Raw genomic sequence first — 21,285 nt, forward strand, 5'->3', positions numbered from 1 at the left:
TGGTCATGGTTGAAGAGTCGAATTCGTCAACAACTTATTCAATTTGACTGTATCAGGGATGCTATGGAATATGTACTTCGCCTAGCGTCCTAACCGCCTTGTCTGTTGCTATATTAATAACTTCCAAAAAAGCATCTCCCAATTCTGGCTCATCTTGTAGCGCTAACAAATACTGCCTTAAATACTCGTGATAAATTCCGGCTTCTGTGGGTGCTTGTTGCAACAACTGCCCTAAATCCCCTTTTAACCCCCCTTTCCCTACAAGGTGATACAACGCTAATCTCACCAAAAAAGGATATCCTTTTACTATTGCCATCAAACTTTCGGCATCTTTACCATCTGTCCAATCCAAGCCGTGACGTTGCGCTAAATCCTGCACCTGCTCTTTCGTAAAGGGAGGTAAACTAATTGTCAAACCAATATTAAATGGCGATTGAGTTAGTTTTATGGGAACGATAATTTCTGTTGAATAAACCAGAACCAGACGCAATTTTTGCCAAATTTCTACCCCTTTAGCTTCTTCATGCCACGATCGCACCAATAATAGCAATTCTCCAGCAATCTCTTGATACTCCAACAACCAATCCACTTCATTTAATACTAAAATAAGGGGACTTGAGAGCGCAGACAGTAAATATTCTTGGAAATAGATAGAGCAGCTAACTTTGCTACCCATCTCCTCATCCCAATAATCATCATTAAGTTTTGGTTCTAGCTGTAACTCCCGACTGACGTTAGTACAAAACCAGCGCAAAAATTTATCCAAACTGGCAAATATTGCTTTGTCTGCTTGCTGAAAGTCCAAAGTTACGGTAGGAAAGCCTTGATTGTTAGCGCGTGCAAGCAACCGCAAAATCAAAGAGCTTTTCCCCATCTTTTTGGGTGCTTTGATGCAGATGAGACTTCCAGGTTCAGCCATTTCTGCGTAAACGAGTTTTTCAATTGGCGGGCGAGGGATATAAAATCTGGAATTAAGGGATACTGGGCCACTAGGAAATTCTAAGGATATCGCTGTGGCTGCTCGGTTAAATTCCTTAACTAACTGCTGATGCGCTTCGCTAAGATGGCGATTTTCTAGAGTCTGGCGAAAGTTAGATTTATTTATCGGTTCTTTGCAAAAATTACTCAGCATTTGCCATAAATAAGCGGCAATGTTCTTGATACGTTCCTCGCCATAGTTTGCTTCGCAGGCTATATTTGTATAGGTTTTTCCTTCCCATGAAGAACGCAATATCAACTCTTGGAGCGTCGTTAAACCGGTTGCTTGACTGGCTTTTAGTAGCAGTACTACTTCATCTATAGTCATTACTCATCGGCTCTAATTCAGCATTAAATTTTTTCACACGATTATGCTTTGAAACTCAATGTAGTCTGCCTTGTATAAATAGCAGCTAACTATTACCAAAAAAGCTACAAACAAGCCGCGACAATTTTTATTACAAATTTTTCCGAGTTTTTAAGTAATTATATGTGATTTGAACTACTTTTTTTAGACATATCTTAGAATGTAGATGCACACAATGTAGCTATTTTTTCTAAAAAATCGCCATTGCGATCGCAACAGAGGTTGCATTCGTCCATTTACCTTTTTTCATTCCATCCAAATTGATGATATGAGCTGATTACAGCCTAATACACCAAGTAGACGATTTGTCTATAACTGGATTGTCAGGGTGCTAAGACAGCGTAGAGAGAGAGCTACAAGATATCTTCCTCATCGTACCAGCAGCTATGCATATCGAAGAACCCACTACCCATAAACCGGAAGCTCTATCAGTACAAAATTCCCAGAGTTTCCCAGAGCCAAAAGACTTATCTCCAGAAAATTTAGATACTTGTCAATGCTCACAAGCCGCCTTAGAAATGGCATTAATTGCCAGTGGCTTAGGGTTGTGGCATTGGAATCTGCTCACTGACAAAACTTATTATGATCCCCAGTGGAAGAGCATTCTGGGGTATGAAGGAGACGAAATCGCCAATGATTATAAATCTTTCGAGCAACTTGTACATCCAGAAGATTTACCGAGAATTCGCCAAGTATTGCACGATTATCTCCACGGATGCACACCTGTGTTTGAAGTTGAATTGCGAATGTTGACTAAATCGGGGGAGTGGAAGTGGATTTTGACTTGTGGCAAACTACTTCAGTGGGATGAGTTCGGTAAGCCAGTGCGGATGGTAGGGACGCACAAAGATATTACTCAAGATAAAGCGATGTCTACAACGGGCTGCGCCTACGCTACTCAACAATACCAATTATTTGAACAGCTCCAGTCTACCGAAGAGCAAGTTAAGGAAAAATCACAGCAGCTAGAAACTACCCTTGATGAACTCAAATATACTCAAGAGCAGTTATTACAGAACCAGAAAATGGCTAATCTCGGTCAACTGGTGGCGGATATGGCTAACGAAATTAACAACCCCGTTAGCTTTATCTACGGCAATCTCCATCCTGCGAGTCAATATGCTGAAGACTTAATCAGAATCATTGAACTTTACCAACATTACTATCCCAAACCGGCCCCAGTAATTAACTTACATTTGCAACGCCTTGATCTTGGTTTTGTCAAGACAGACTTTTTAAAATTGCTATGGTCAATGCGAGCCGGATCTGAGCGCGTCAAAGAAATTGTTTTCGCCTTGCAGAATTTTTCTACATCTGACGAAGGTAAAATGAAAAAGGTTGACCTGCATCAAGGATTTGATAGTGTTCTGAGAATTTTGCAGCATCGTCTGAAAGAAAAGCCTGATAGAGCAAAGATTGAAGTAATTAAAACTTTTGGGGAATTACCCTTAATCGAGTGTTACCCTGGTGAACTAAATCAGGTATTTATGAATATCTTAACTAATGCCATTGATGCTTTAGAAGAGAAGATGAAGCATGATTATTATTTTACTCCCAAAATTTTGATTAATACAGAAGTTGTTAGCAATCATTTATCATTGGTCAATAGTAATGAAACTTGGGTAAATAACAACCAACAAGGTAAAAAACACAAAGTTATAATTCGCATCTTTGATAATGGCAAAGGCATACTTCCCCATATCCAAAGACATATATTTGAACCATTTTTTACCACAAAGCCAGTAGGTAAAGGTCAAGGATTAGGGCTATCAATTAGTCGACAAATTATAGTTGAAAAACATCAAGGTAAACTTAAATGTAATTCTCACCTAGGTCAAGGGACTGAGTTGATCATTGAAATAAATACAACAGCAAGACACTATGTTGCTATTAGAAAACACGCCAGCTTTTAGTTAATTTGAACACCTAAATCACACCGCAAGCCATCACTACATTTCCTACGATAATCACTGCCTGCGTAGGCATAGCCACCCGTAGGCTAGGCATACCTCCCACATCGGGCTGCATTTTTGGTGAAAATACACAGTATTGTGGCAGCAAGTAAACAATGAACACCTGTATCAGCGATTCGGCATAAAGATGGCCACCGATTCCAACTGTGTCAAATTCTGCTTGAAACAAGCGATCGCCGCTAGAGATACACTGGATAGAATATCTTTGATCGTGGGTACTAGAACAGGGTACAGCATTTTAGCAGCATACCCAACAGCCCGTTGTAGATATCACCCAATTTTGACAATTTAGCTTAGAACGACCTTAGCTACACCGAAACTGACATTTAAAACAGCAGATGGTAGACCATCAATGTCAGAATACTGAGTTATAGGATGGGAAAATAAAGGTGAGTAATTCTCACCTCTAAATTTGCTGGACTATTTACCCAAGACAGATAAACAACAAATTTTATCAGTCAAAATCTATGACTTTGACCCCCTCTCAAACTCGAAAGCTACCTACTCAAGCAATAGGAGCTAAAATTTTCCACTGGTGTAACATCATTAGTCTATTTATCATGCTCACCAGTGGACTACAAATTTACAACGCCAACCCTGTTTTTGGCGGACGTGCAGGTTTGCACATTCCTCCGATATTTACTTTAGGAGGTTGGCTTGCAGGAGGTAGACACTGGCATTTTGCCGCAATGTGGCTATTTTCGTTGAATCTCTTGTGGTATGGAATTTACATTTTAATTACCCGACGCTGGCGACATCGGTTTGTCGGTGCTAATGATCTCAAAGCATTACAAAAAACTCGAAATTCCAAACGTCTAATTTACGCTTGGCATCGTATTGCCTATACAGCAATTATTCCTATTTTGCTGCTGGCGTTATTGACAGGAATAGGAATGTATAAACCTGCTCAATTTCCCTGGATTGTAGATATGTTTGGCAGCTGGCAAGCATTACGAATCGTTCACTTTGCCTCAGTCCCAATGGTAATCTTATTTGCAGTGATTCACTCTCGATTAGGGCAGAAAGCTGGAGGCACTGAACTCACAGACTCGATGTTTTACTAAACCAACTATGAGAAAGCAAATGCAAAGACTAATAACTCTTTTTTAAACGAAAAATATGAATTTTTTTGATAAGTTGAATCGGAATATTTTACAAAATCAAAGCTTACTATTTGTCGGACTTGATCCAAATCCAGAAATGATGCCTGTGCGTTATGAATCTGAAGAACTCATTACTGGTTTAGAGAAGTGGCTACAATTCATTATTGCTGAAACTGCTGATTTCGTTTGTGCTTATAAACCGACACTCGGCTTTTATGAAGCGTTAGGTATTCCAGGTTTAGAACTGCTGTACAAAACTTTAGCAGCCATTCCAGCGCACATCCCAGTTATTTTAGATGCCAAACACAGTGACCTAAATACTAGTACCATCTTTGCCCGAACTTTGTTTACAGAATGGCAAGTGGATGCAATCACTCTCAGTCCCTATACAGGACAAGATCATGTAGCACCTTTTTTAGTCTATCAGGGTAAAGCGGTGTTTATTTTGTGCTGTACTTCTAACCCAGGTGCAGAAGCTTTACAGCAATATCCTACAGACGAAGCACCCCTTTATTTACAAGTAGTAAAAGAATCAAAAACCTGGGGAACTCCAGAACAATTGGGTTTGGAAGTGGGGACTACAAATCCTGAAGTTTTAGCACTTATTCGAGCAGTTGCGCCGGAACGAATTATTATGGCGCGTAGCATTTGGGCGGAGGGTCAAAACCTGAAGCAAATTTTAGAAGCAGGTTTGAATACTAATGGTGATGGTTTGCTGATTCCTGTTCCTCAAGATATGTTGGGAAACACACAATTATCTGAGGAAGTTCAGTCTTTACGTGCGGAAATTAACCAATTAAAAACTGAAATAATTTATGAAAACTCCACCTGTTCTGTCTGGTTCCCTGATGTTTGTTTGCTAAATCAGCACCCCCAACAAGATTTAATTTTACAACTTTATGATATTGACTGTATTATGTTTGGCAGCTTTGTCCAAGCATCAGGAGCTATATTTCCCTATTACATCGACTTACGCAAAATTATTTCCAATCCCCAAGTTTTTAATCAAGTTCTCACAGCTTATGAGGACATTTTAAAGAATCTCACTTTTGACAGGTTAGCAGGTATTCCCTACGGTTCTTTACCGACTGCGACTGGTTTAGCTCTGCGTCTTCATTGTCCAATGATTTTCCCTCGTAAAGAGGTAAAGGCACACGGAACTAGAAGAGTAATTGAGGGTAACTTTCATCCTGGTGAAACAGTTGTGGTGGTTGACGATATTCTCATCAGCGGCAAAAGTGTCATGGAAGGGGCAGGAAAGTTGGAATCAGCAGGATTAAATGTTAATGATATTGTGGTATTTATCGACCATGAACAAGGTGTGAGAGATAAGTTACAGCAAAATGGTTATTGTAGTCATGCGGTTTTAACTATTTCAGAAATTACTAATACTCTGTATCAAGCAGGGCGAATAAGTGAGGAGCAATTTTTAGCTTTTACTGAAAGTTAGTAGTTGGAATAATGGGGAGTAGGGAATGGAAGAAGATTTTTTCTTGTCTACTTCCCCTTGGGTATATTTAATTACCGGGTTCAATCTAATAACTAGAATAATTTGGATAGTAAATTAATTATGAATTTTTCACTGAATCAACTACTGAGATGGTTAATTTTTACGCTGTTATTTCCTCTAGTCTTTCTCAATGGTTGGCTAGCATTTCTCTTAGTTAAAAACTTTCAACCTGTTGTGACAATTCTTGTCTTGGCTACTTTGTTTGCATTCGTTTTAAACTATCCCGTTTCGATTCTGCAACAGGGGGGAGTTAAACGCAGCTATGCAGTATCGTTAGTTTTTATATTAGCATTGGTAATTGTTGTTGCTCTGGGTATTACTTTAGTGCCTATTGTTTTAGATCAATTTCATGAGATGGTTAATGTCCTTCCCCAATGGATTGATTCTAGCAAAGAAAAACTTCAGGTTTTAAATGATTGGTTTTTTAGGCACAAATTAAATGTGAATTTAAGTCAGTTATTAGCGCAAATTACGGAGAAATTACCGAATGAGATAGAGTTTGTTTCAGATAAGCTTTTAAGCATTATCATAGATACGATTGATAGTATTTCTGAAGCATTAATCACAGTAGTGCTGACTTTTTATCTATTGTTAGATGGACCAAGAATTTGGCAGGGAATATTTAAAAAATTACCTGGGAATTTTGCTCAGAAGGTAAGCCAGTCTATTCAGCATAACTTCCAAAATTACTTGATTGGTCAGGTAACGTTAGCTTTGCTAATGGGTGTTTCAATAACATTATTGTTTTTAAGTTTCCAAGTCCAGTTTGGTTTGCTTTTTGGTTTGGGAGTTGGACTTTTGAGCTTAATTCCTTTTGGTGATGTTGTTAGTCTTGTTGTAATCACTTTAATAATAGCGTCGCACGACTTTTGGCTAGCAGTGAAGGTTTTTGCAGTAGCTGTTGTCATTGACCAGTTAATTGATCAGGCGATCGCACCACGCCTTTTAGGTAAATTTACTGGCATTAGACCAATATGGGTGTTAATTGCTTTGCTTGTAGGAACCAATGCTGGCGGAGTCTTAGGTTTGCTAGTCGCGGTACCCATAGCTGGTTTTATCAAAGATGCAGCAGATGGTTTTTCTACATCTGGTAATTCTAATCAGATGAGTGAAACTGAAGCAGCATCAGAATTGTTGGCAAAAGAATCAATATCGCAATGAGCCAATCTTTTTTGGACGAAGTTATTGCAAAAGCCTGAGCCTATTTTATCGGCTCAGGTTTTATAGCCACTTTCAATCCGGTGAGGTACAAGTATGCAAATAGACCTAACCCCCTAACCCCCTTCCCGAAGCGGAAAGGGGGAAAAATTCAAAGCCTCTCTCCTTTTATGTTAAGAACAAGAATCAGTCAGCAAGTGAAAGTTAATAAGCGAAAATTGCCAGTTTGAACTTGACAGAAGTTAGATAAAGTTAGTTGATTGTAGGTTAAAGGTGAAAATTAAGATTTACTGGCTGAACCGTTACACTAAAACAATCTTACGAGATGTAGGCTTATTACTCCATGTACCAGGTGTAATGGCGCTGCTATCATTACCCGTGTGCTTGATATTTGGTGAGTATTATACCGTCTGGTCGTTTGTGTTCACAGCAATAATTTCTTTTAGTTTAGGACAGTTGCTTTATCAAGTATTTCGCCAAGCTGAAGCCGCAGAGATACAACACGCGATGTTGATTGTTGCTCTGAGTTGGGGAATTATTCCCTTATTGGGGACAATTCCGTTTGTGGCGATCGCTTCTTATTTGGCTGCATTTCCCGAAACCTCGCAAACTATCCGTGAGTTTCAGCATCCTTTAAACGCTATCTTTGAAGCTGTTTCTGGCTATACCAGTACAGGATTAACAATGGCTCTTGATGCGAGTCAACTACCTCACACGCTGCAATGGTGGCGATCGTTCACAGAGTGGATAGGTGGTGTGGGAATAATTGTACTCATGCTGTCGGTGCTTGAACCTAGCGCAGATCCCGATCAACTCTACCAAGCCGCAGGACGACAGAAGAAAATAGCCCCCACAGTTGCTGGAACTGCGCGTAAAATTTGGAAAATTTACCTGCTATACACGGTATTTAGTGTACTGCTATTAGGGTTATTAGGTATGCCTTGGTGGGAAGCTCTTAATCACGCCATGACTGGCATTTCTACGGGTGGTTTTTCTATTACTGGCGATAGCTTGACTGTGTATACACCAATTTTACAGTTAGCTGCGATCGCAATTATGATTGCTGGAGCAATTAGCTTTTCGGTACACGCACAATTTCTCAGTCAGCGCCGACTCTCTACCCTGTGGAGAGATCCTTCACATCGGGCGCTATGGCTACTACTAGTATTAGGAACAATATTACTGCTACTTACACATTACTCGTTTACAGGCTCACTTAGCTGGCTCGACAGTTTATTTCAATGGGTTTCAGCTTTAACAACCTGTGGTTTTAATACCGTTAAAATCCAAGATTGGAGTCCCAGTGCCAGATTGTTGATCAGTCTGGGAATGATTTTTGGTGCGGCTTCTGGTTCCACCTGTGGCGGACTCAAACTTAGTCGCATTGTTACTCTATATAAAGCTGTAGTGTGGCATTTACAGCAGATATTTCTCAAATCTGACCAGCATATTAAATACAAGCTTGATGGTCAAGAACTTACCGAAATTGAAGTTCATCGTCAAATTAGAACAGCTACAGTTTTGGCAACACTTTGGCTAGGATTTTTAGGAGTGGGAGTCTTTGTTTTGCTCCACGTTGTAGAACCGCAGTATACAGTTCCCGATGTCATTTTAGAGGCAGCTTCCGCAATGGGAACTTCAGGATTATCAGTAGGAATTACCAACCCAGACTTGCATTGGATAGGTAAACTAATTTTAATTTTGTTTATGTGGATGGGACGAGTGGAAATTATTCCGGTGCTAGTACTGTTTGCTTCCTTTTTACGTCCAGTACGGCAAGTAATTAAGATTAAAACTGGGCAATAATTCTTAATGGGCATTAGGTATAGAACATCTACCTCTCAAGTTCAATGGTTCTTATACCAATTTAATATGAAGCTGTATAGAAAAGGGCTTCTAAAATAAAGTTATAAGAGGAAACATAAATTACCTGCTCGAATGTAAGTTGATCGAACAATTGCTGTATGCGATCGCGCAAGTTTTGTATTCAGCAAATTTTGGGCGTTCATATAAGGGATTCAGAAATAAGCTTTTGGATTGCCTAGTAAAATGCACCGAACACCACGAAAGAGGAGTCAGAAATTGCAAATTTAAAGTCGCTTGTTTCAAGTTTAGAATCAGAAGCCACGAGTTTAAAGTATTAAGTCTCTAACCTAGAAGGCGATGTTAGGCAAGTTGGAAGTATTGCGATATTTTGTGTTGGAGCGTTTTGTGCAATGTGGGCTTAGAATACTGGTGCAACGCATGATATAATTTTTAATAAATGATAAGTTTTAATTATAAATAATTTTAATTGCGTTAGCGCAGCGGGGCGTAGCCCATTGCGAATCGGAAAAAGCGAATTGTTTTGGCTCCATTCGATGCTGTAGAATCAGCAATCGTTAATCAGTTGAATACCTTGGGCTATGCGGATCGGTGGCCCATCTAATGACAACCGAAACTCGACCAACTCACCTAAACGGAATACAGGTTTTTCTTGGGGCAGCGATGGCTGCGCCAACGCCAAGGGCGAACGCAAATTACCTGTACCAATAAGTTCACTACCCCAAACAGTAATATTGTCATTGCAAATATTGATTTCGTATTTCCAGCCTTGCGGCGATCATTCGACACCACATCTGTCCCAAAAATGACGGTGTAGATCAAGTAAAGGTTAAAGCAAAGAAACTTTTACCCAGACAAGTGAACGAGGGCGAATTACCAGTTGGTGAATTACTAAGCCGCTCGTGAATAAAGTTACAACATACAACTTGACATAATAACTCGACACTAAAGCAAGCAAAATATGTCTCAAAACACGAAGCGATTCACGGGACTTGCAGCTATGACCTTGATGGTTGTTTTTTCTTCAACCAGTGGAGCTTTGCAACTAGTAAGGGAGCAACCCGTCATAGACGAATCCATATTCCCTGACATTGCTAGTGGATTTGCCAAGCAAGGACAACTTGACCAAGCGCTTGAAGTAACTCAATCCATGAACAACAAAATTTATAAAGCTGAGGCGTTGATTGCGATAGCCAAAGTATACGCTTCAAACGATTTAGCAGAGCAAGGAGTCAGTCAATCTATACTTTCTGCCATTGCTAATTTCTTTGAGCCACTTTTTGGCAACTCTCGTCATGACAAAGCGACTGAAGCTTTGAACAAAGCGCTTGGAGTAACTGTGTCCATTACATCCAAAGATTTTCTCTAGTATTTCCCTTGCGTTCGTAAAGTTACATCGCTACCACCCAATCGCAAGCCACAGATTTACACCCGCTCTTAAAGTTAACTCAGACCTGCCACTGCCCCACTCCATAGCCTACGAGCAGCTTTGCTGTGCGAAGACAGCGCAATCGCTACTTTGGATGATGCGTTTGACGAGATGCAGACAACCATTGGTTGTCAAAATATGACTGATGGTGTTTATCCCTCTTTCATACCAATTCACGAAAATCCTGATACATATAGATTTATCGTAAGGGCATCAATTGCATAATCAATAGTATGTATGAGGTCAGAGACACTTTCTCCAAGCTGATGACCTAACTGTGCGATCGCCGCGCTGTTGTGCTGGCTCACTTCCCGTAATTCAGCTATGGCCGCATTGTTTTGTGCGATCGCGCGATCGCACAGCAAAGCTGGTCGCACCTCAAGAATTGTTTCTAGTGGTGAAAACCACGTACAAGAAATCGACTCCATCTTAAAACAACTCAGGGCGATCGCTAAACAATTCAATTGCGCTGTCTTGGGTTTAGCGCAGTTAAAAAGAGAAGTTGATTCACGTTCCGAAATAGATTAAATCTCGGAAATCCTGGGGAAATCTGGATTTATTAATTTTGAATTTTGTAGCGCTTTGCGCTTGCCAAAGGATATTTTGAATTTTGAATTGTTATGCCTGCGCCCTTTTTTGATTTCTTTTTGAATTTCATCGATGTAAGGACAAAAATCTACTTGCATTGTGTGGCGTTTGGAATTTACATATTGTTTCTGCATCAGTCGCCGTTCTTTTTCTATATGCCGTAACATCACTGCTTTGCTGGGTAAACTCACATTTCCAGCTATCACTTCCGCAATCCACTTCGATTGCCACTCAGCTAAAGGCATAATTGCACCTATGGGCTGCAACAAACCAATAAAGTAAAGATTGGGATGTTCTAGGTGTACCACTCGCTTGTACAAAGGAAATTCATTGTCTTCGGGATTAATGAAGTCTTTGTCAAAAAACGGAAAAGCAATTTTATAACCCGTACCGTAAATAATGATATCTATTGGCAGTTCTGTACCATCTTCAAAACGCACGCGTTCACCTGCAAGTTCTTTGATATTTGGTTTGATTTTTACTCTACCATAGCCTACAAAATTCAGTAATTCTGAGGAGATCGTGGGATGTTCGCTCAAGAATTTATGTGTAGGATTGGGGAAACCATAGGCAGATTGGGCCCCACGAGCTAGATATAACAGGATTTGACCATATAATCGCCGCAAGGGTAATGGCAAGGCAAAAAACAGAGGTGTGAGATAACTATCAAGAGTTCTGCCTAAAATATACTTCGGTAACACATAGGCACTACGACGAGTTGAAAGATAAGTTTGATTTGCTACTCGTGAAGTTTCACAAGCAATATCACAGGCTGAATTACCCACACCCACAACTAAAACATTCTTGTCATCCATCCCTTCTGGAGTTTTATAGTCGTGGGTATGCATTGTCTTCCCGGTAAATTCTCCAGGGAATTTAGGCATATTTGGGTACCAGTGATGACCATTAGCAACGATTACTGCACCATAACGCTGCGTTCGTTCTCCGTTGGCGTTTTTGATAGTCACATCGTAAGTACCATCACCAACTGGCGCGACACGAGAAACCTCTGTTTTGAAGGTGATTTTGTCTCGAAACCCAAAATGGTCAACATAAGACTCGAAATATTGCAGAACTTGGCTATGATTGGCATACTGCGGGTAATCCTCTGGCATAGGAAAATCGGAATAAGCCATCTGTCCCTTAGATGAATTGATATGCAAGGACTTATAAGCTGAAGACATCCCGTTATCATTCATGTAGCGCCAGTTACCGCCAATTCCAGAACCTTTTTCAAAGCAGTCAAAGGGGATACCGCGCTCATGCAAGATTTTAGCAGCAGCAATTCCAGATGAACCAGCACCAATAATACAAACGTGATCCAAAATCATATTAGTAATTCCTCAAAATTTCTTATTCTTAATGTTTTCTCTCTGCGTTCTCTGCGGTTTGTAAAAATTCCATAGCCGATAAATTTAATAATCAAAGCGGCATTTTATAGGTTTTTCTCTATTATCCAATTTGTTAAAAGATTTTGGTAAGCTAGTGAGCGCTCCGCAAAAAACAGATGCCCCATGCCCTCGAATACAATTAATTCAGCCTCAGGAATTTGACTAGCAATGAATTGTGCTTGCGCCAGGGGGATAACTGGATCGCGATCGCCACTTAAAATCAACGTAGGCGCTTGAATGTTGGGTAACAGATGGCTAATATCGATGTCTGCGAACCACTCAAACAAGTCAACAATATTGTTGAGATTGTGCTTGATGACATCTGGATACACTGCATTAACAGTGGTTTCTAGGGTAGCTGCATTCCAATAAGCTGCGCGATCGCCTGCGTTTATATTACACCCCAACTTATAGCTAGCTTGATTGAGTGTGAGTGCTTTGCAGAGTATTTTACAAAGTAACTTACCCATCACACCATTTTGCGCCTGCCGTTGTAACCATCCCAACAAACCATGCCATTTTCCTTGAGAAAAGCCAGAAATACAGAAAACACCTTGAATTTGACTAGGAAAATGAGCCGCGAGATTTAAAGCCGCAAACCCACCTGTTGAATAACCAACTAAAGCCACTGGCTGCTTACCTACCAACTGCTGAATTGCACTCATTAGAATATCGGCTAGCATATCTGCTGTTAATGATTCAGGTTGATAGTAGTCTGGATAATGACCGGGTAAACTCAGAGAATACCAAGGTATATGTTCTCTAACTATGGCAGGTAAATTCGGTATCCAAAAGTTAGCAGATAGCGTTATTCCATGTAGAAAAATAATTGGTATTCCTGGTTGATTTTGATTTCTGGCTAGCGCCATTAATAGATGTTCGCCAACTTCAATGTACTGTGGCATGAAAAGTAACTAATTCTTTTTCCGGCTTTATTTTATCTACATTCTGCCAAACTAAGCTACCAACAATCTCAACACCATTGACGAGTATAGGAGGCGTACTCAAAGTCAATAAATCACCATTTAATTGCACATAACGAACTTGATTTGCATCTACCCAGTTTGGGAAAAAACTTACTTCCACATGATGCACAACTTGATTATTTTGAATTTCATAAGTTCCACAATAGGAAACATAACTATCAGCCGCCGCCACCTTTTCTTCCACAGTACCCGCAGCAATATCCCCAGCTTGAAATTGAGGACGATTCGCTCTCATCATGGCTACAGAGACATAGCCATTATCTGTATAAATGATGTAGCCACTAGGGTTTTCACCCAAAGGATAAAAAACTTGACCATTTGCTGTTCTAGTTTCACAGCTAACAAGTTTCCAAGTACCTACCAAATTCTTTACCATTGCCTATAAAATCCTATTTTTAGATAGTAAGTTTCTCATTCACTAATAACGAAATACAGCCTTTTTTAGTAGAGAAGGTACAAAATTATCTGCGTACCCTACGGGAAGCCGCTTTGCGTCTACATCGGCGGTTAATTAATCTTCTCTTTCCCTGATTATGTTAAGAAATGCTATATCTAATTAATACGACGAAAAGTTAAACGTAAAAGTAATAAATCGCCAGTCAAAAAGCCTAAAAGTGCCAGATATAGATAACGTTCGTAACGCTCAAATACAGTCTTACCAACCAAATTTATCACTTCTGTACGCTTGCTTCTTAACTTACTTAACCATGCTTCCAGAGTGCGGACATAATCCATGCGATCGTTGTGAACTGAAATGACTTCAAAAATCCCTTCTGCGGCGGCGGTAATTTCTGTGAGTCGTGGTGAATCAGATTCGGGAAATATCTCTTGATTGGCAAACTGAGCGCCTAAATTTTTTTGTACTTCTTCTGGTTTTCTTTTTCCATAGGCGATAGTTTGAATCGACATCGAACCCCCAGGCTTTAACCATTCATGACAGCGAGTAAAGAAAGTACGATAAACATCAATTTTTTCATTACTCGATAATTCTGGTTTGACAAAATGTTCAAAAGCGCCAATAGAAATAATGGCATCAAAAGGCTCTGTGGGTGAGTAGTTTAACCAACTTTGGAGATTAACTTCTATTTGCGGATGCTTCTTAGTAGAAATCCAATCTTTTTGGGCTTCACTTAATGTCAATCCTACAGCTTGCTCTACTCCATACACCTCTACTAAACGTTGCAGGACTGTACCCCAACCACAACCTATATCCAAAACTCGCTTGGTATTTTTGGCTTTGGCTTGATTGATATGAAAATCTACTTTTCTAATTTGAGCTAATTCTAACGCTGACTCTGTTTCGCCCTCTTCCCAAATAGCACAAGAATAAGTCATAGTACTATCTAGCCAAATTTGATAAAAATCATTCCCAACATCGTAATGGTGTTGAATCGCTTGATGTGAAGCCCCAGGAGTTACAGTATTTAGGGTAGTCATGATGTTTCTATTTGTGAATAATTAATTGATAGTTTGACTTCAAATCTAGATAGCAATCTCAAGTTTTGTTGCGCCTGATGCTAAACGTTGTGATAAAACTTCGATGCTAGGCAAGTCATATAATAAAGTGGGTGATAAATCCTGCCCAGTTAAACTTTCTAAATGGGAAATCAAACTGACTACCGATAATGAATCTAAACCATATTGAGTAAAAGAAGCCTTGACATTTACCTGTTGTGGCTCAACTTCTAAAAGTTCGGCAATGTAAGCAACTATCGATTCTTGAATTACCTCTGCACTCAGAGTATTTTGTTGCGATTCTATTGAATTATTGGTGATAGTGCTGGTGACTTCCATCGTGAAAACCTTATTAAGTATCAGTCGAATTGCTTTGATACTTTACAGATTAAAGGTAAATCGGGGAGAACTAGGGGAGAGGGATAGCAGGTGTAGTGGGAAGCCCAGGAAAAGCACAATTCCATTGCTGTTTGACGTGATTTAAATAAAAATGCTTGAAATTCCGGTAGTGATTTTGATGAAAAGCAATCAGTATTGTCATCATTTCACTCAAACATAGGCTTTTGCTGCGAATAGGTTTGATTCCTCGCCCCTTTAATAACTTTTTGTGTCATTGCCTTACCGAGGTAGTACCCTGCACAGAATTATTTTGCGCTTTTATCGGATTGAGGAAATGATTTGTAGCTATATAAACATTTATAGGACTTACGCATGAGTTACGGAATAACGAACCGCAGAGGCACAGAGGGCACGGAGAAATCAGAGTTTGAGAGATATTTTGCGTAAGTCCTAATTTATAGCGATCGCACGCTTTTTGATTGGATCATTCCCGGTGTCGGTTGATTTACATCCCACGCTAAACCTAGGTATTGCAATACCACAATTACCCAATAACCAATATCAATTTGCCACCATTGCAAGCCAAACTTAGCTGAGTTTTGAAAAGCGTGATGGTTGTTGTGCCAAGATTCGCCAAAGGTAGGTAAAGCTAGCCACAGATTATTTGTGCTTTTATCTTTGGTATCAAAACTATGAGTACCGTAAAGATGGCAAATCGAGTTAATGCACCAAGTTGTTTGCTGTCCTAAATACAGGCGAATAACTCCACCCCACAAAAAACCATGCCAAGCACCATTCCAAGTTTCTGTAAGGCTAAACGCGACAAGCGCCGGAAAAACCAGCCCCAAAATTACCCAAACAAAATACAGTTGGTTAAGCTTGTAAATTGTCTTGTCTCGCAGTAGTTCTGGCGCATAGTAAAGCGGGTTGGGATAATCGTACTTAACTTTCCACCACAGATGAGCGTGCCAAAATCCGTAAAATTGATTTATCCCGCTTGCACTGTGTAAATGCGGAGAATGTGTGTCGCCAATTTCATCACTATAACGATGGTGGTGTCTGTGGTTGGCTACCCAAGAAAGTACAGGGCCTTCCGCACCAGTAGAACCGAGAATTACTAGTAGAATCCGGATAATTGGATGTGCTTGAAAAGCGCGATGGGTAAAGTAGCGATGATAGCCAACGGTAATTCCGACAGAGGTGAGAAACCACATCCCCAGAAAAACGGTGATATCAACTACAGTGATGGGCTTGCCCCATAAACAGGCGATCGCTACAATAAACCCAACAAAAGGCAAAACGTCACACAATAAAAAATGCCGCTTTTGCAACAACTTAATGTAGCTGTTGCTCATGGTTCTCTTTTTTAATAATGCGGATTCAACGCTAACACTGCTTTCCATATTCTCAATATTTATGTCTTTATTCTCTGTGGCTCTGTCTTGAACAGTTCTGAGAACCCGGATTTCTCACCACACCTCGAATGGAGGAGTAATGAGTAGTAAGTAAGGAGTTATGAGTAAGGAGTAAGAAGTTATGAGTTAAAAATTTTACTTATTACTCATTACCCATTACTTATTACTCATCATCAAACACAAAGGAGCTTGTGAGAAATGCGGGTGAGAAGAGGAAGCCTCCGCTCAGAACTTTTCGCTGCATCTGTGCGTGATACTAATCCAGCAATAAATCTGTGGAGTAAAGACACGATTCATCGCGTCTCTACAGGATTTAAACATTAATCGATTAGACTTGTCCGAACCGTATTGCAACACATCCTATTACTGATGCGATTATCTAGATAAAAGATGATTTACACTTGGAACTTGCGCTAAATTTGCCAAAATATCTAATTTTTGAGCTAAAAACTGCTCTCGGCAAGCATAGCGTTGGACTTTACCGCTAGAAGTTTTCGGAAGAGTAGCGGTTTTAATCAGCGCTACAGTATGAATCTCTAACTCATGTTGTTGTAAAACCGCTTCCCGAATTTTCTCTACCACTTCTGCAACGTTGAGGTAGCGCAGGTATTGACGCTCAACTTCTTGTACAATTACCAGCCGCGCTCCATTTTCGCGCTCAATGGTAAAAGCTGCACCAGCGCCAAGTCTTAGGGATGGGTGAGCTTGAGCAACCGTTAATTCGATATCCTGGGGGTAATAATTGCGTCCCCGAATAATGATTAAATCTTTGAGTCGGCCTGTAACGAAGAGTTCGCCTTGATGTAAAAAGCCTAAGTCTCCCGTGCGTAAAAATGGCCCTTGTTGGCTATCTGCTAAGTATGCTTGAAAATATTCTTTTGTTGCTTGGGGATTATGCCAATAGCCTTGCGCCACACTAGCGCCAGACACCCAAATTTCCCCGACTTCATTGGGCGAACATGGAGTTAAAGTTTCTGGATTAACAATAACAACTTGCAGATTTACTAAAGTTTGACCACAACTGACAATATTTTGACTATCAAGATGATTGTCGCTAGGAATCACTTGATGCTGCTTTAAGGCGTTTTCTTCTACCTTTTCCACAATGGGTAAAGCTGCTTTATCTCCCCCAGCAATAATTAAGGTGGTTTCAGCCATCCCATAGCAGGGATAAAACGCTTCGCTACGGAAGCCACAAGGCGCAAATAGAGTAGCAAACTGCTCCATTGTTTCTGCGCGCACGGGTTCTGCACCATTGAACGCAACTTCCCAACTGCTCAAATCGAGGGTGGCGCGTTGTTCTGGGGTAATTTTCCGCACACATAAATCATAAGCAAAGTTAGGGCCACCACTGGTAGTTGCTCGGTAACTCGAAATCGCTTGCAACCAGTAAAAAGGCTTTTGTAAGAAGATCATTGGTGGCATCAGGAAGACGGGGAAACCACCGTAAAGCGGTTGTAAGATACCACCAATCAAACCCATATCATGGTAAGCAGGTAACCAAATTACACCCCGACTTTCTGGAGAATGCTGAAATGATTGATAAATTAACGAGGAATTGTGCAGTAAATTAGCGTGGCTAATCATCACACCTTTTGGTGTGGAGGTGGAGCCAGAAGTGTATTGTAAAAAAGCGAGGCTATTACTACTAACTTCCACTCGCCGCCAATCCTGCGCCCAGTTTTGATTGAGATTATCGGTAGCTTGCCATTGTAGCGATCGCAAATCAGCAAACTCTTGTAACTGTGGCTGAACCAGGGCTAAACCTGCTTGAGTGGTGAGTGCAATCTTAGCTTGAGCATTCGCTACGATCACTTGTAGTCGTGAGATAGATTGATTGGGGCGCAAAGGATAAGCGGGAACCGCAACTGCACCTGCATACAAACAGCCAAAGAAAGCCGCAGCAAAATCTAATCCTGGCGGATAAAGTAATAAAACTCGCTCTTGGTAAGCTTTTTGGCTTTGCAAATATGCTGCGATCGCCTGGACTTTTTGATGTAATTCCCCATAAGTGAAACTGCTATCGGCGCTAATTCCATCTGCGAGGAAAGTATAAGCTGTTTGCTCTGGCTGATAGCTGACTCTATACTCCAACAGATCCACCAAAGTAGTCACACTGGCATTAATTGGTGTATGTCTCATTTGACTCCTACCAATTCAGATTTAGCCGTAATTTCCTCACCACGCCACTTAATAGCAGCTTCTAATTCTGAACCTAAGTAGGAACGAATATTTAATTCAGCGCGGATTTCGTCTAAAGGCTGTTCCCATAAAGTATTCCAAGGAACGCCAAACAAAGATTGTGCTTGTTGTCCCATAATCCAGCCTCGTACAAAAGCTTCCATGTGCTGACTGCACAAATCCATATCTTCAATGGCAGTTTTGAGGAAATTTTTTGCCAGTAATACAACCCAAAAACGCGCCGGATAGAACTGAGCTAAAGAAAATGTCTCTACTTGAATTTCGCCACATTTGTCTGTATTGCTACCAGTAACTACGTGCCAAATGTCATGAGTTTCCATTACATAATTGAACAAATATCTATAGGTATCTGACGTATGTTCGCGTACTGGCGGCGGAGTTAAGCCGTTTTTCAGCATATGATCGGCGTAAATATAGCCCAAGGTGTTGCTAGGTAATTGATGGAGTTGCTGTAAATCAATCTTACCCAGGGGCTTTTTTTCAGCCAGGGCAATTCTTCCCATTTCCGTGCGCGAGAGAAACTGGACAATTTGATTGAGACTCTTAGGATCAATTGCTGCATCAGATAAATTGCCACCTGCGCCAAAGGAACCGTAAGGTAGCTGGACAATTCGCATGAAGCGATAGGCGAATATCAGCTTTTTTAGCTCTTTTTTAAGATTTTGTATAATTTGCACTTGATGTATCTCCCACGCTGCTTATCTTTTTTAAATTACAGAGCGATCGGGGAGAAGTAGGGGAGAAATGAGAATTAGATGAGAAGAAGATGAGTAAGGAATGAGGATAAAATAAGATCCATTGAGATAACTTGGAAGCAATGCTAGGGCTATTTTTGGCAGCAGATGGAAAACCTTTGCCACACTACAGCAAATCCTTTTCTGTTAGCGCTTTAAGTAGATTTTTAAATACCTATAAATGGCCTACTGCATCAGAACAACGATTAGGTGGACGGCAACCATCTAACCTTTCATAATTGAAGACTACGCACGTCATATAACTATCCCTCTTTTGTCACTTTAGTAAAACCCAATCGCTGAAAGCCTTTCAGGGATTCCATCTCCAGGTTTTGGCTACAAATTTGAGTTACTGTTAGAAAATAAAAGCTCAAAGCTCGACTACATAAAAGTTTCAGAATTTTGCTTCGATTATTGTTTTCTGAAAGTGACAAAAGAGGAATAGTGTAATAATCTCTTGGTATGGACACAGATGAACAACTCAGTGATTCTTAGTGGGAGTGGGTTAAATATTACGCTCGGCTGGCTATTGAACGGGTGGAATACGGTGTAGAATCAGTTAAAGAATTACTCAGTACGCTAAAAATTATTATACGCATCACTATGCTCCCCTTCCATGCTTAAGCTATCACTAATCTCAACTGCTATAATATGCACGCAATTACAGGGTGCTGCGTCTGCCCAAAGTAACTCACGTTCTGGTTTTCAGGTAATTAAGGTGCAAGAATTTATCTCTTCTAACCGTATTAAAGTTACTATTCCAAAAGCTGTGGCTGTACAATTGTTTAGCAACTTAGAAGAACAAGAAGGAAGAAAGTCTGAGGACATTTCAGTTGCGTATCCTACACAAAACACATCTGTAATTGTACATACCATAGTAGGTTTGGCTGATGATTCAGTGAGCGGGATACGAAATCGCATCGAGTTGAGACGCAACAAAAATAAATGGGAAATTGTCTGGGTAGGTCGGCAATACAAGTGTCAACTAAATCGAGGTCATCAAGACTGGTCTGGCAGTCTTTGCTCATAATCGGGTTTCTAGTCTTCGTCGGTCTGGCTTAATTGCTACTCCAGCCACCGTAATCAAATATATAAAGTAGTATTTTATTCAATGACAAGATGCGTGCAATTTTCACGCTTTTGGTGCGACGCTTCTGGGATTGGGGGAATGCGATCGCCTCGACAAGATTGCAGCACAAGTTCATGGGGAAAACTAAACTACTTATGGATTCATTTCTGCGATCGCACTTTAGTCTGACCAATAATGCTCGTGGATTTTAGGGACTGCCGATTCAACCTTGATAGTCTCCCCCTACTCGTTCCTCTGCGTCAATAACTTGAAGTCCATTACGCAATTGTCGGATAACAATTTCTTTGTCGTGTTATCAAATTAATATCGTTAAAGTTTTAAATTGATGAAATTTGCATCCCAGCTATCCCAATACGGTTCGGATAAGCTCTTGAGGCTCTTGGTGCAGGGGAGGCAAGGGAAGCAGGGGAGGCAGGGGAGGAAAGAGAGAAATTTAATTCTCCCCCTGCTCCCCCTGCTCCTCCTCTCCCCCTGCTCGCCTCAACAGATATAGCAAGCGCCAAGGCGGTTAGGACAAACAGTATAATTAGTGAGTAAAGTAAAACTAGATACAGATGAAGCGTTCAGCTCAAGGAAAGCTCATGCCAAAACCTTACAGTTACGACTTACGCCAGAAGGTAATTCAGGCAATAGAGTTAGACGGGATGAACAAAACGGAAGCAGCGCAAGTTTTTCAAATCAGTCGAAACACAATCAACCTATGGCTGCAACGAAAAGCCAGCACTGGAGATTATCAAGCATTA

The 21,285-nt window shown here is 40.5% G+C and carries 22 protein-coding genes and 2 pseudogenes; 11 read left to right on the forward strand and 13 right to left on the reverse strand.

Going from position 1 to position 21,285, the window contains the following annotated elements; genetic code table 11:
* Positions 1–61 precede the first annotated feature (61 nt).
* A complete protein-coding gene (locus H6G97_RS30300; protein ID WP_190944218.1) occupies positions 62–1,306 on the reverse strand; it encodes an AAA-like domain-containing protein in 1,245 nt (414 codons plus the stop codon).
* Between the two features lie 425 nt (positions 1,307–1,731).
* Here H6G97_RS30300 and H6G97_RS30305 point away from each other — a divergent pair, with 425 nt between their 5' ends.
* Positions 1,732–3,258 carry a sensor histidine kinase gene (locus H6G97_RS30305; protein ID WP_190944219.1) on the forward strand — a complete coding sequence of 509 codons (1,527 nt, stop codon included), beginning with the start codon at positions 1,732–1,734 and terminating at the stop codon, positions 3,256–3,258.
* A 13-nt stretch (positions 3,259–3,271) separates the two neighbouring features.
* On the opposite strand, the gene H6G97_RS30310 is transcribed toward H6G97_RS30305, so the two are convergent.
* Positions 3,272–3,487, reverse strand: coding sequence for a hypothetical protein (locus H6G97_RS30310; RefSeq protein ID WP_190944220.1), 216 nt, complete (start codon positions 3,485–3,487; stop codon positions 3,272–3,274).
* Between the two features lie 298 nt (positions 3,488–3,785).
* On the opposite strand from H6G97_RS30310, the gene H6G97_RS30315 reads away from it, so the two are divergent.
* From H6G97_RS30315 to H6G97_RS30330, 4 genes are all read left to right on the forward strand, one after another.
* The gene (locus tag H6G97_RS30315) at positions 3,786–4,382 is read left to right on the forward strand and encodes a cytochrome b/b6 domain-containing protein (protein ID WP_190944221.1); all 597 of its coding nucleotides are present in this window, start codon (positions 3,786–3,788) and stop codon (positions 4,380–4,382) included.
* Between the two features lie 55 nt (positions 4,383–4,437).
* Positions 4,438–5,871, forward strand: coding sequence for a bifunctional orotidine-5'-phosphate decarboxylase/orotate phosphoribosyltransferase (locus H6G97_RS30320; protein ID WP_190944222.1), 1,434 nt, complete (start codon positions 4,438–4,440; stop codon positions 5,869–5,871).
* Positions 5,872–5,991: 120 nt separating this feature from the next.
* Positions 5,992–7,092: an AI-2E family transporter gene (locus H6G97_RS30325; RefSeq protein WP_190944223.1), complete on the forward strand. Its 1,101-nt coding sequence runs from the start codon at positions 5,992–5,994 to the stop codon at positions 7,090–7,092.
* 270 nt (positions 7,093–7,362) lie between these two features.
* Positions 7,363–8,895, forward strand: coding sequence for a TrkH family potassium uptake protein (locus H6G97_RS30330; RefSeq protein WP_338421867.1), 1,533 nt, complete (start codon positions 7,363–7,365; stop codon positions 8,893–8,895).
* A 565-nt stretch (positions 8,896–9,460) separates the two neighbouring features.
* Here the strand turns inward: H6G97_RS30330 and H6G97_RS30335 are convergent.
* Positions 9,461–9,673: pseudogene (locus H6G97_RS30335) on the reverse strand (DUF1392 family protein); the annotation flags it as partial.
* Positions 9,674–9,874: 201 nt separating this feature from the next.
* Between H6G97_RS30335 and H6G97_RS30340 the strand changes: the two are divergent.
* Positions 9,875–10,282, forward strand: coding sequence for a hypothetical protein (locus tag H6G97_RS30340; protein ID WP_190944224.1), 408 nt, complete (start codon positions 9,875–9,877; stop codon positions 10,280–10,282).
* 233 nt (positions 10,283–10,515) lie between these two features.
* On the opposite strand, the gene H6G97_RS53055 is transcribed toward H6G97_RS30340, so the two are convergent.
* Positions 10,516–10,770: a hypothetical protein gene (locus H6G97_RS53055; protein WP_242055428.1), complete on the reverse strand. Its 255-nt coding sequence runs from the start codon at positions 10,768–10,770 to the stop codon at positions 10,516–10,518.
* Here H6G97_RS53055 and H6G97_RS56120 point away from each other — a divergent pair.
* Positions 10,676–10,870 (forward strand): DnaB-like helicase C-terminal domain-containing protein, encoded by a 195-nt coding sequence (locus tag H6G97_RS56120; RefSeq protein WP_422394231.1) that lies wholly within the window; start codon positions 10,676–10,678, stop codon positions 10,868–10,870. The two genes, H6G97_RS53055 and H6G97_RS56120, sit on opposite strands and share 95 nt — an antisense overlap.
* On the opposite strand, the gene H6G97_RS30350 is transcribed toward H6G97_RS56120, so the two are convergent.
* The 9 genes and pseudogenes from H6G97_RS30350 to H6G97_RS30385 form a co-directional block, all read right to left on the reverse strand.
* Complete coding sequence (locus H6G97_RS30350) at positions 10,867–12,261, reverse strand: NAD(P)-binding domain-containing protein (RefSeq protein WP_190944226.1); 1,395 nt, start codon at positions 12,259–12,261, stop codon at positions 10,867–10,869. The two genes, H6G97_RS56120 and H6G97_RS30350, sit on opposite strands and share 4 nt — an antisense overlap.
* Before the next feature lie 104 nt (positions 12,262–12,365).
* Positions 12,366–13,226 carry an alpha/beta fold hydrolase gene (locus H6G97_RS30355; RefSeq protein WP_190944227.1) on the reverse strand — a complete coding sequence of 287 codons (861 nt, stop codon included), beginning with the start codon at positions 13,224–13,226 and terminating at the stop codon, positions 12,366–12,368.
* Positions 13,210–13,683: a lipocalin-like domain-containing protein gene (locus tag H6G97_RS30360; RefSeq protein WP_190944228.1), complete on the reverse strand. Its 474-nt coding sequence runs from the start codon at positions 13,681–13,683 to the stop codon at positions 13,210–13,212. The genes H6G97_RS30355 and H6G97_RS30360 overlap by 17 nt, the downstream gene beginning before the upstream one ends.
* Before the next feature lie 176 nt (positions 13,684–13,859).
* Positions 13,860–14,744 (reverse strand): SAM-dependent methyltransferase, encoded by an 885-nt coding sequence (locus tag H6G97_RS30365; RefSeq protein WP_190944229.1) that lies wholly within the window; start codon positions 14,742–14,744, stop codon positions 13,860–13,862.
* Between the two features lie 45 nt (positions 14,745–14,789).
* Complete coding sequence (locus H6G97_RS30370) at positions 14,790–15,101, reverse strand: acyl carrier protein (protein ID WP_190944230.1); 312 nt, start codon at positions 15,099–15,101, stop codon at positions 14,790–14,792.
* A gap of 94 nt (positions 15,102–15,195) precedes the next feature.
* A pseudogene (locus H6G97_RS56125) lies at positions 15,196–15,372 on the reverse strand (IS982 family transposase); the annotation flags it as partial.
* Between the two features lie 184 nt (positions 15,373–15,556).
* The gene (locus H6G97_RS30375) at positions 15,557–16,456 is read right to left on the reverse strand and encodes an acyl-CoA desaturase (RefSeq protein ID WP_199349758.1); all 900 of its coding nucleotides are present in this window, start codon (positions 16,454–16,456) and stop codon (positions 15,557–15,559) included.
* A 435-nt stretch (positions 16,457–16,891) separates the two neighbouring features.
* On the reverse strand, positions 16,892–18,658 hold the full coding sequence (locus H6G97_RS30380) for a fatty acyl-AMP ligase (RefSeq protein WP_190944232.1): 1,767 nt from the start codon (positions 18,656–18,658) through the stop codon (positions 16,892–16,894).
* Positions 18,655–19,395, reverse strand: coding sequence for a Coq4 family protein (locus H6G97_RS30385; protein WP_338421868.1), 741 nt, complete (start codon positions 19,393–19,395; stop codon positions 18,655–18,657). The genes H6G97_RS30380 and H6G97_RS30385 overlap by 4 nt, the downstream gene beginning before the upstream one ends.
* Positions 19,396–19,535: 140 nt before the next feature.
* Between H6G97_RS30385 and H6G97_RS30390 the strand changes: the two genes are divergently transcribed.
* From H6G97_RS30390 to H6G97_RS30405, 4 genes are all read left to right on the forward strand, one after another.
* The gene (locus H6G97_RS30390) at positions 19,536–19,691 is read left to right on the forward strand and encodes a hypothetical protein (protein ID WP_190944233.1); all 156 of its coding nucleotides are present in this window, start codon (positions 19,536–19,538) and stop codon (positions 19,689–19,691) included.
* 377 nt (positions 19,692–20,068) lie between these two features.
* Complete coding sequence (locus H6G97_RS30395; RefSeq protein WP_190944234.1) at positions 20,069–20,482, forward strand: hypothetical protein; 414 nt, start codon at positions 20,069–20,071, stop codon at positions 20,480–20,482.
* 89 nt (positions 20,483–20,571) lie between these two features.
* Positions 20,572–20,733 (forward strand): hypothetical protein, encoded by a 162-nt coding sequence (locus tag H6G97_RS30400; protein ID WP_190944235.1) that lies wholly within the window; start codon positions 20,572–20,574, stop codon positions 20,731–20,733.
* Between the two features lie 390 nt (positions 20,734–21,123).
* On the forward strand, positions 21,124–21,285 hold a 162-nt coding region (locus tag H6G97_RS30405), incomplete at its 3' end, for an IS630 transposase-related protein (RefSeq protein WP_190938912.1).

This window comes from Nostoc flagelliforme FACHB-838 (genome assembly GCF_014698065.1).
Lineage (GTDB): Bacteria > Cyanobacteriota > Cyanobacteriia > Cyanobacteriales > Nostocaceae > Nostoc > Nostoc flagelliforme_B.

Bases quoted from the DNA above. Each gene is read 5' to 3' on its own strand.
- H6G97_RS30300 (WP_190944218.1), bottom strand. From the start codon at position 1,306: ATGACTATAGATGAAGTAGTACTGCTACTAAAAGCCAGTCAAGCAACC.
- H6G97_RS30305 (WP_190944219.1), top strand. From the start codon at position 1,732: ATGCATATCGAAGAACCCACTACCCATAAACCGGAAGCTCTATCAGTA.
- H6G97_RS30315 (WP_190944221.1), top strand. From the start codon at position 3,786: ATGACTTTGACCCCCTCTCAAACTCGAAAGCTACCTACTCAAGCAATA.
- H6G97_RS30320 (WP_190944222.1), top strand. From the start codon at position 4,438: ATGAATTTTTTTGATAAGTTGAATCGGAATATTTTACAAAATCAAAGC.
- H6G97_RS30325 (WP_190944223.1), top strand. From the start codon at position 5,992: ATGAATTTTTCACTGAATCAACTACTGAGATGGTTAATTTTTACGCTG.
- H6G97_RS30340 (WP_190944224.1), top strand. From the start codon at position 9,875: ATGTCTCAAAACACGAAGCGATTCACGGGACTTGCAGCTATGACCTTG.
- H6G97_RS53055 (WP_242055428.1), bottom strand. From the start codon at position 10,770: ATGGAGTCGATTTCTTGTACGTGGTTTTCACCACTAGAAACAATTCTT.
- H6G97_RS30350 (WP_190944226.1), bottom strand. From the start codon at position 12,261: ATGATTTTGGATCACGTTTGTATTATTGGTGCTGGTTCATCTGGAATT.
- H6G97_RS30355 (WP_190944227.1), bottom strand. From the start codon at position 13,226: ATGCCACAGTACATTGAAGTTGGCGAACATCTATTAATGGCGCTAGCC.
- H6G97_RS30360 (WP_190944228.1), bottom strand. From the start codon at position 13,683: ATGGTAAAGAATTTGGTAGGTACTTGGAAACTTGTTAGCTGTGAAACT.
- H6G97_RS30365 (WP_190944229.1), bottom strand. From the start codon at position 14,744: ATGACTACCCTAAATACTGTAACTCCTGGGGCTTCACATCAAGCGATT.
- H6G97_RS30370 (WP_190944230.1), bottom strand. From the start codon at position 15,101: ATGGAAGTCACCAGCACTATCACCAATAATTCAATAGAATCGCAACAA.
- H6G97_RS30375 (WP_199349758.1), bottom strand. From the start codon at position 16,456: ATGAGCAACAGCTACATTAAGTTGTTGCAAAAGCGGCATTTTTTATTG.
- H6G97_RS30380 (WP_190944232.1), bottom strand. From the start codon at position 18,658: ATGAGACATACACCAATTAATGCCAGTGTGACTACTTTGGTGGATCTG.
- H6G97_RS30390 (WP_190944233.1), top strand. From the start codon at position 19,536: ATGCTAGGGCTATTTTTGGCAGCAGATGGAAAACCTTTGCCACACTAC.
- H6G97_RS30395 (WP_190944234.1), top strand. From the start codon at position 20,069: ATGCTTAAGCTATCACTAATCTCAACTGCTATAATATGCACGCAATTA.
- H6G97_RS30400 (WP_190944235.1), top strand. From the start codon at position 20,572: ATGCGTGCAATTTTCACGCTTTTGGTGCGACGCTTCTGGGATTGGGGG.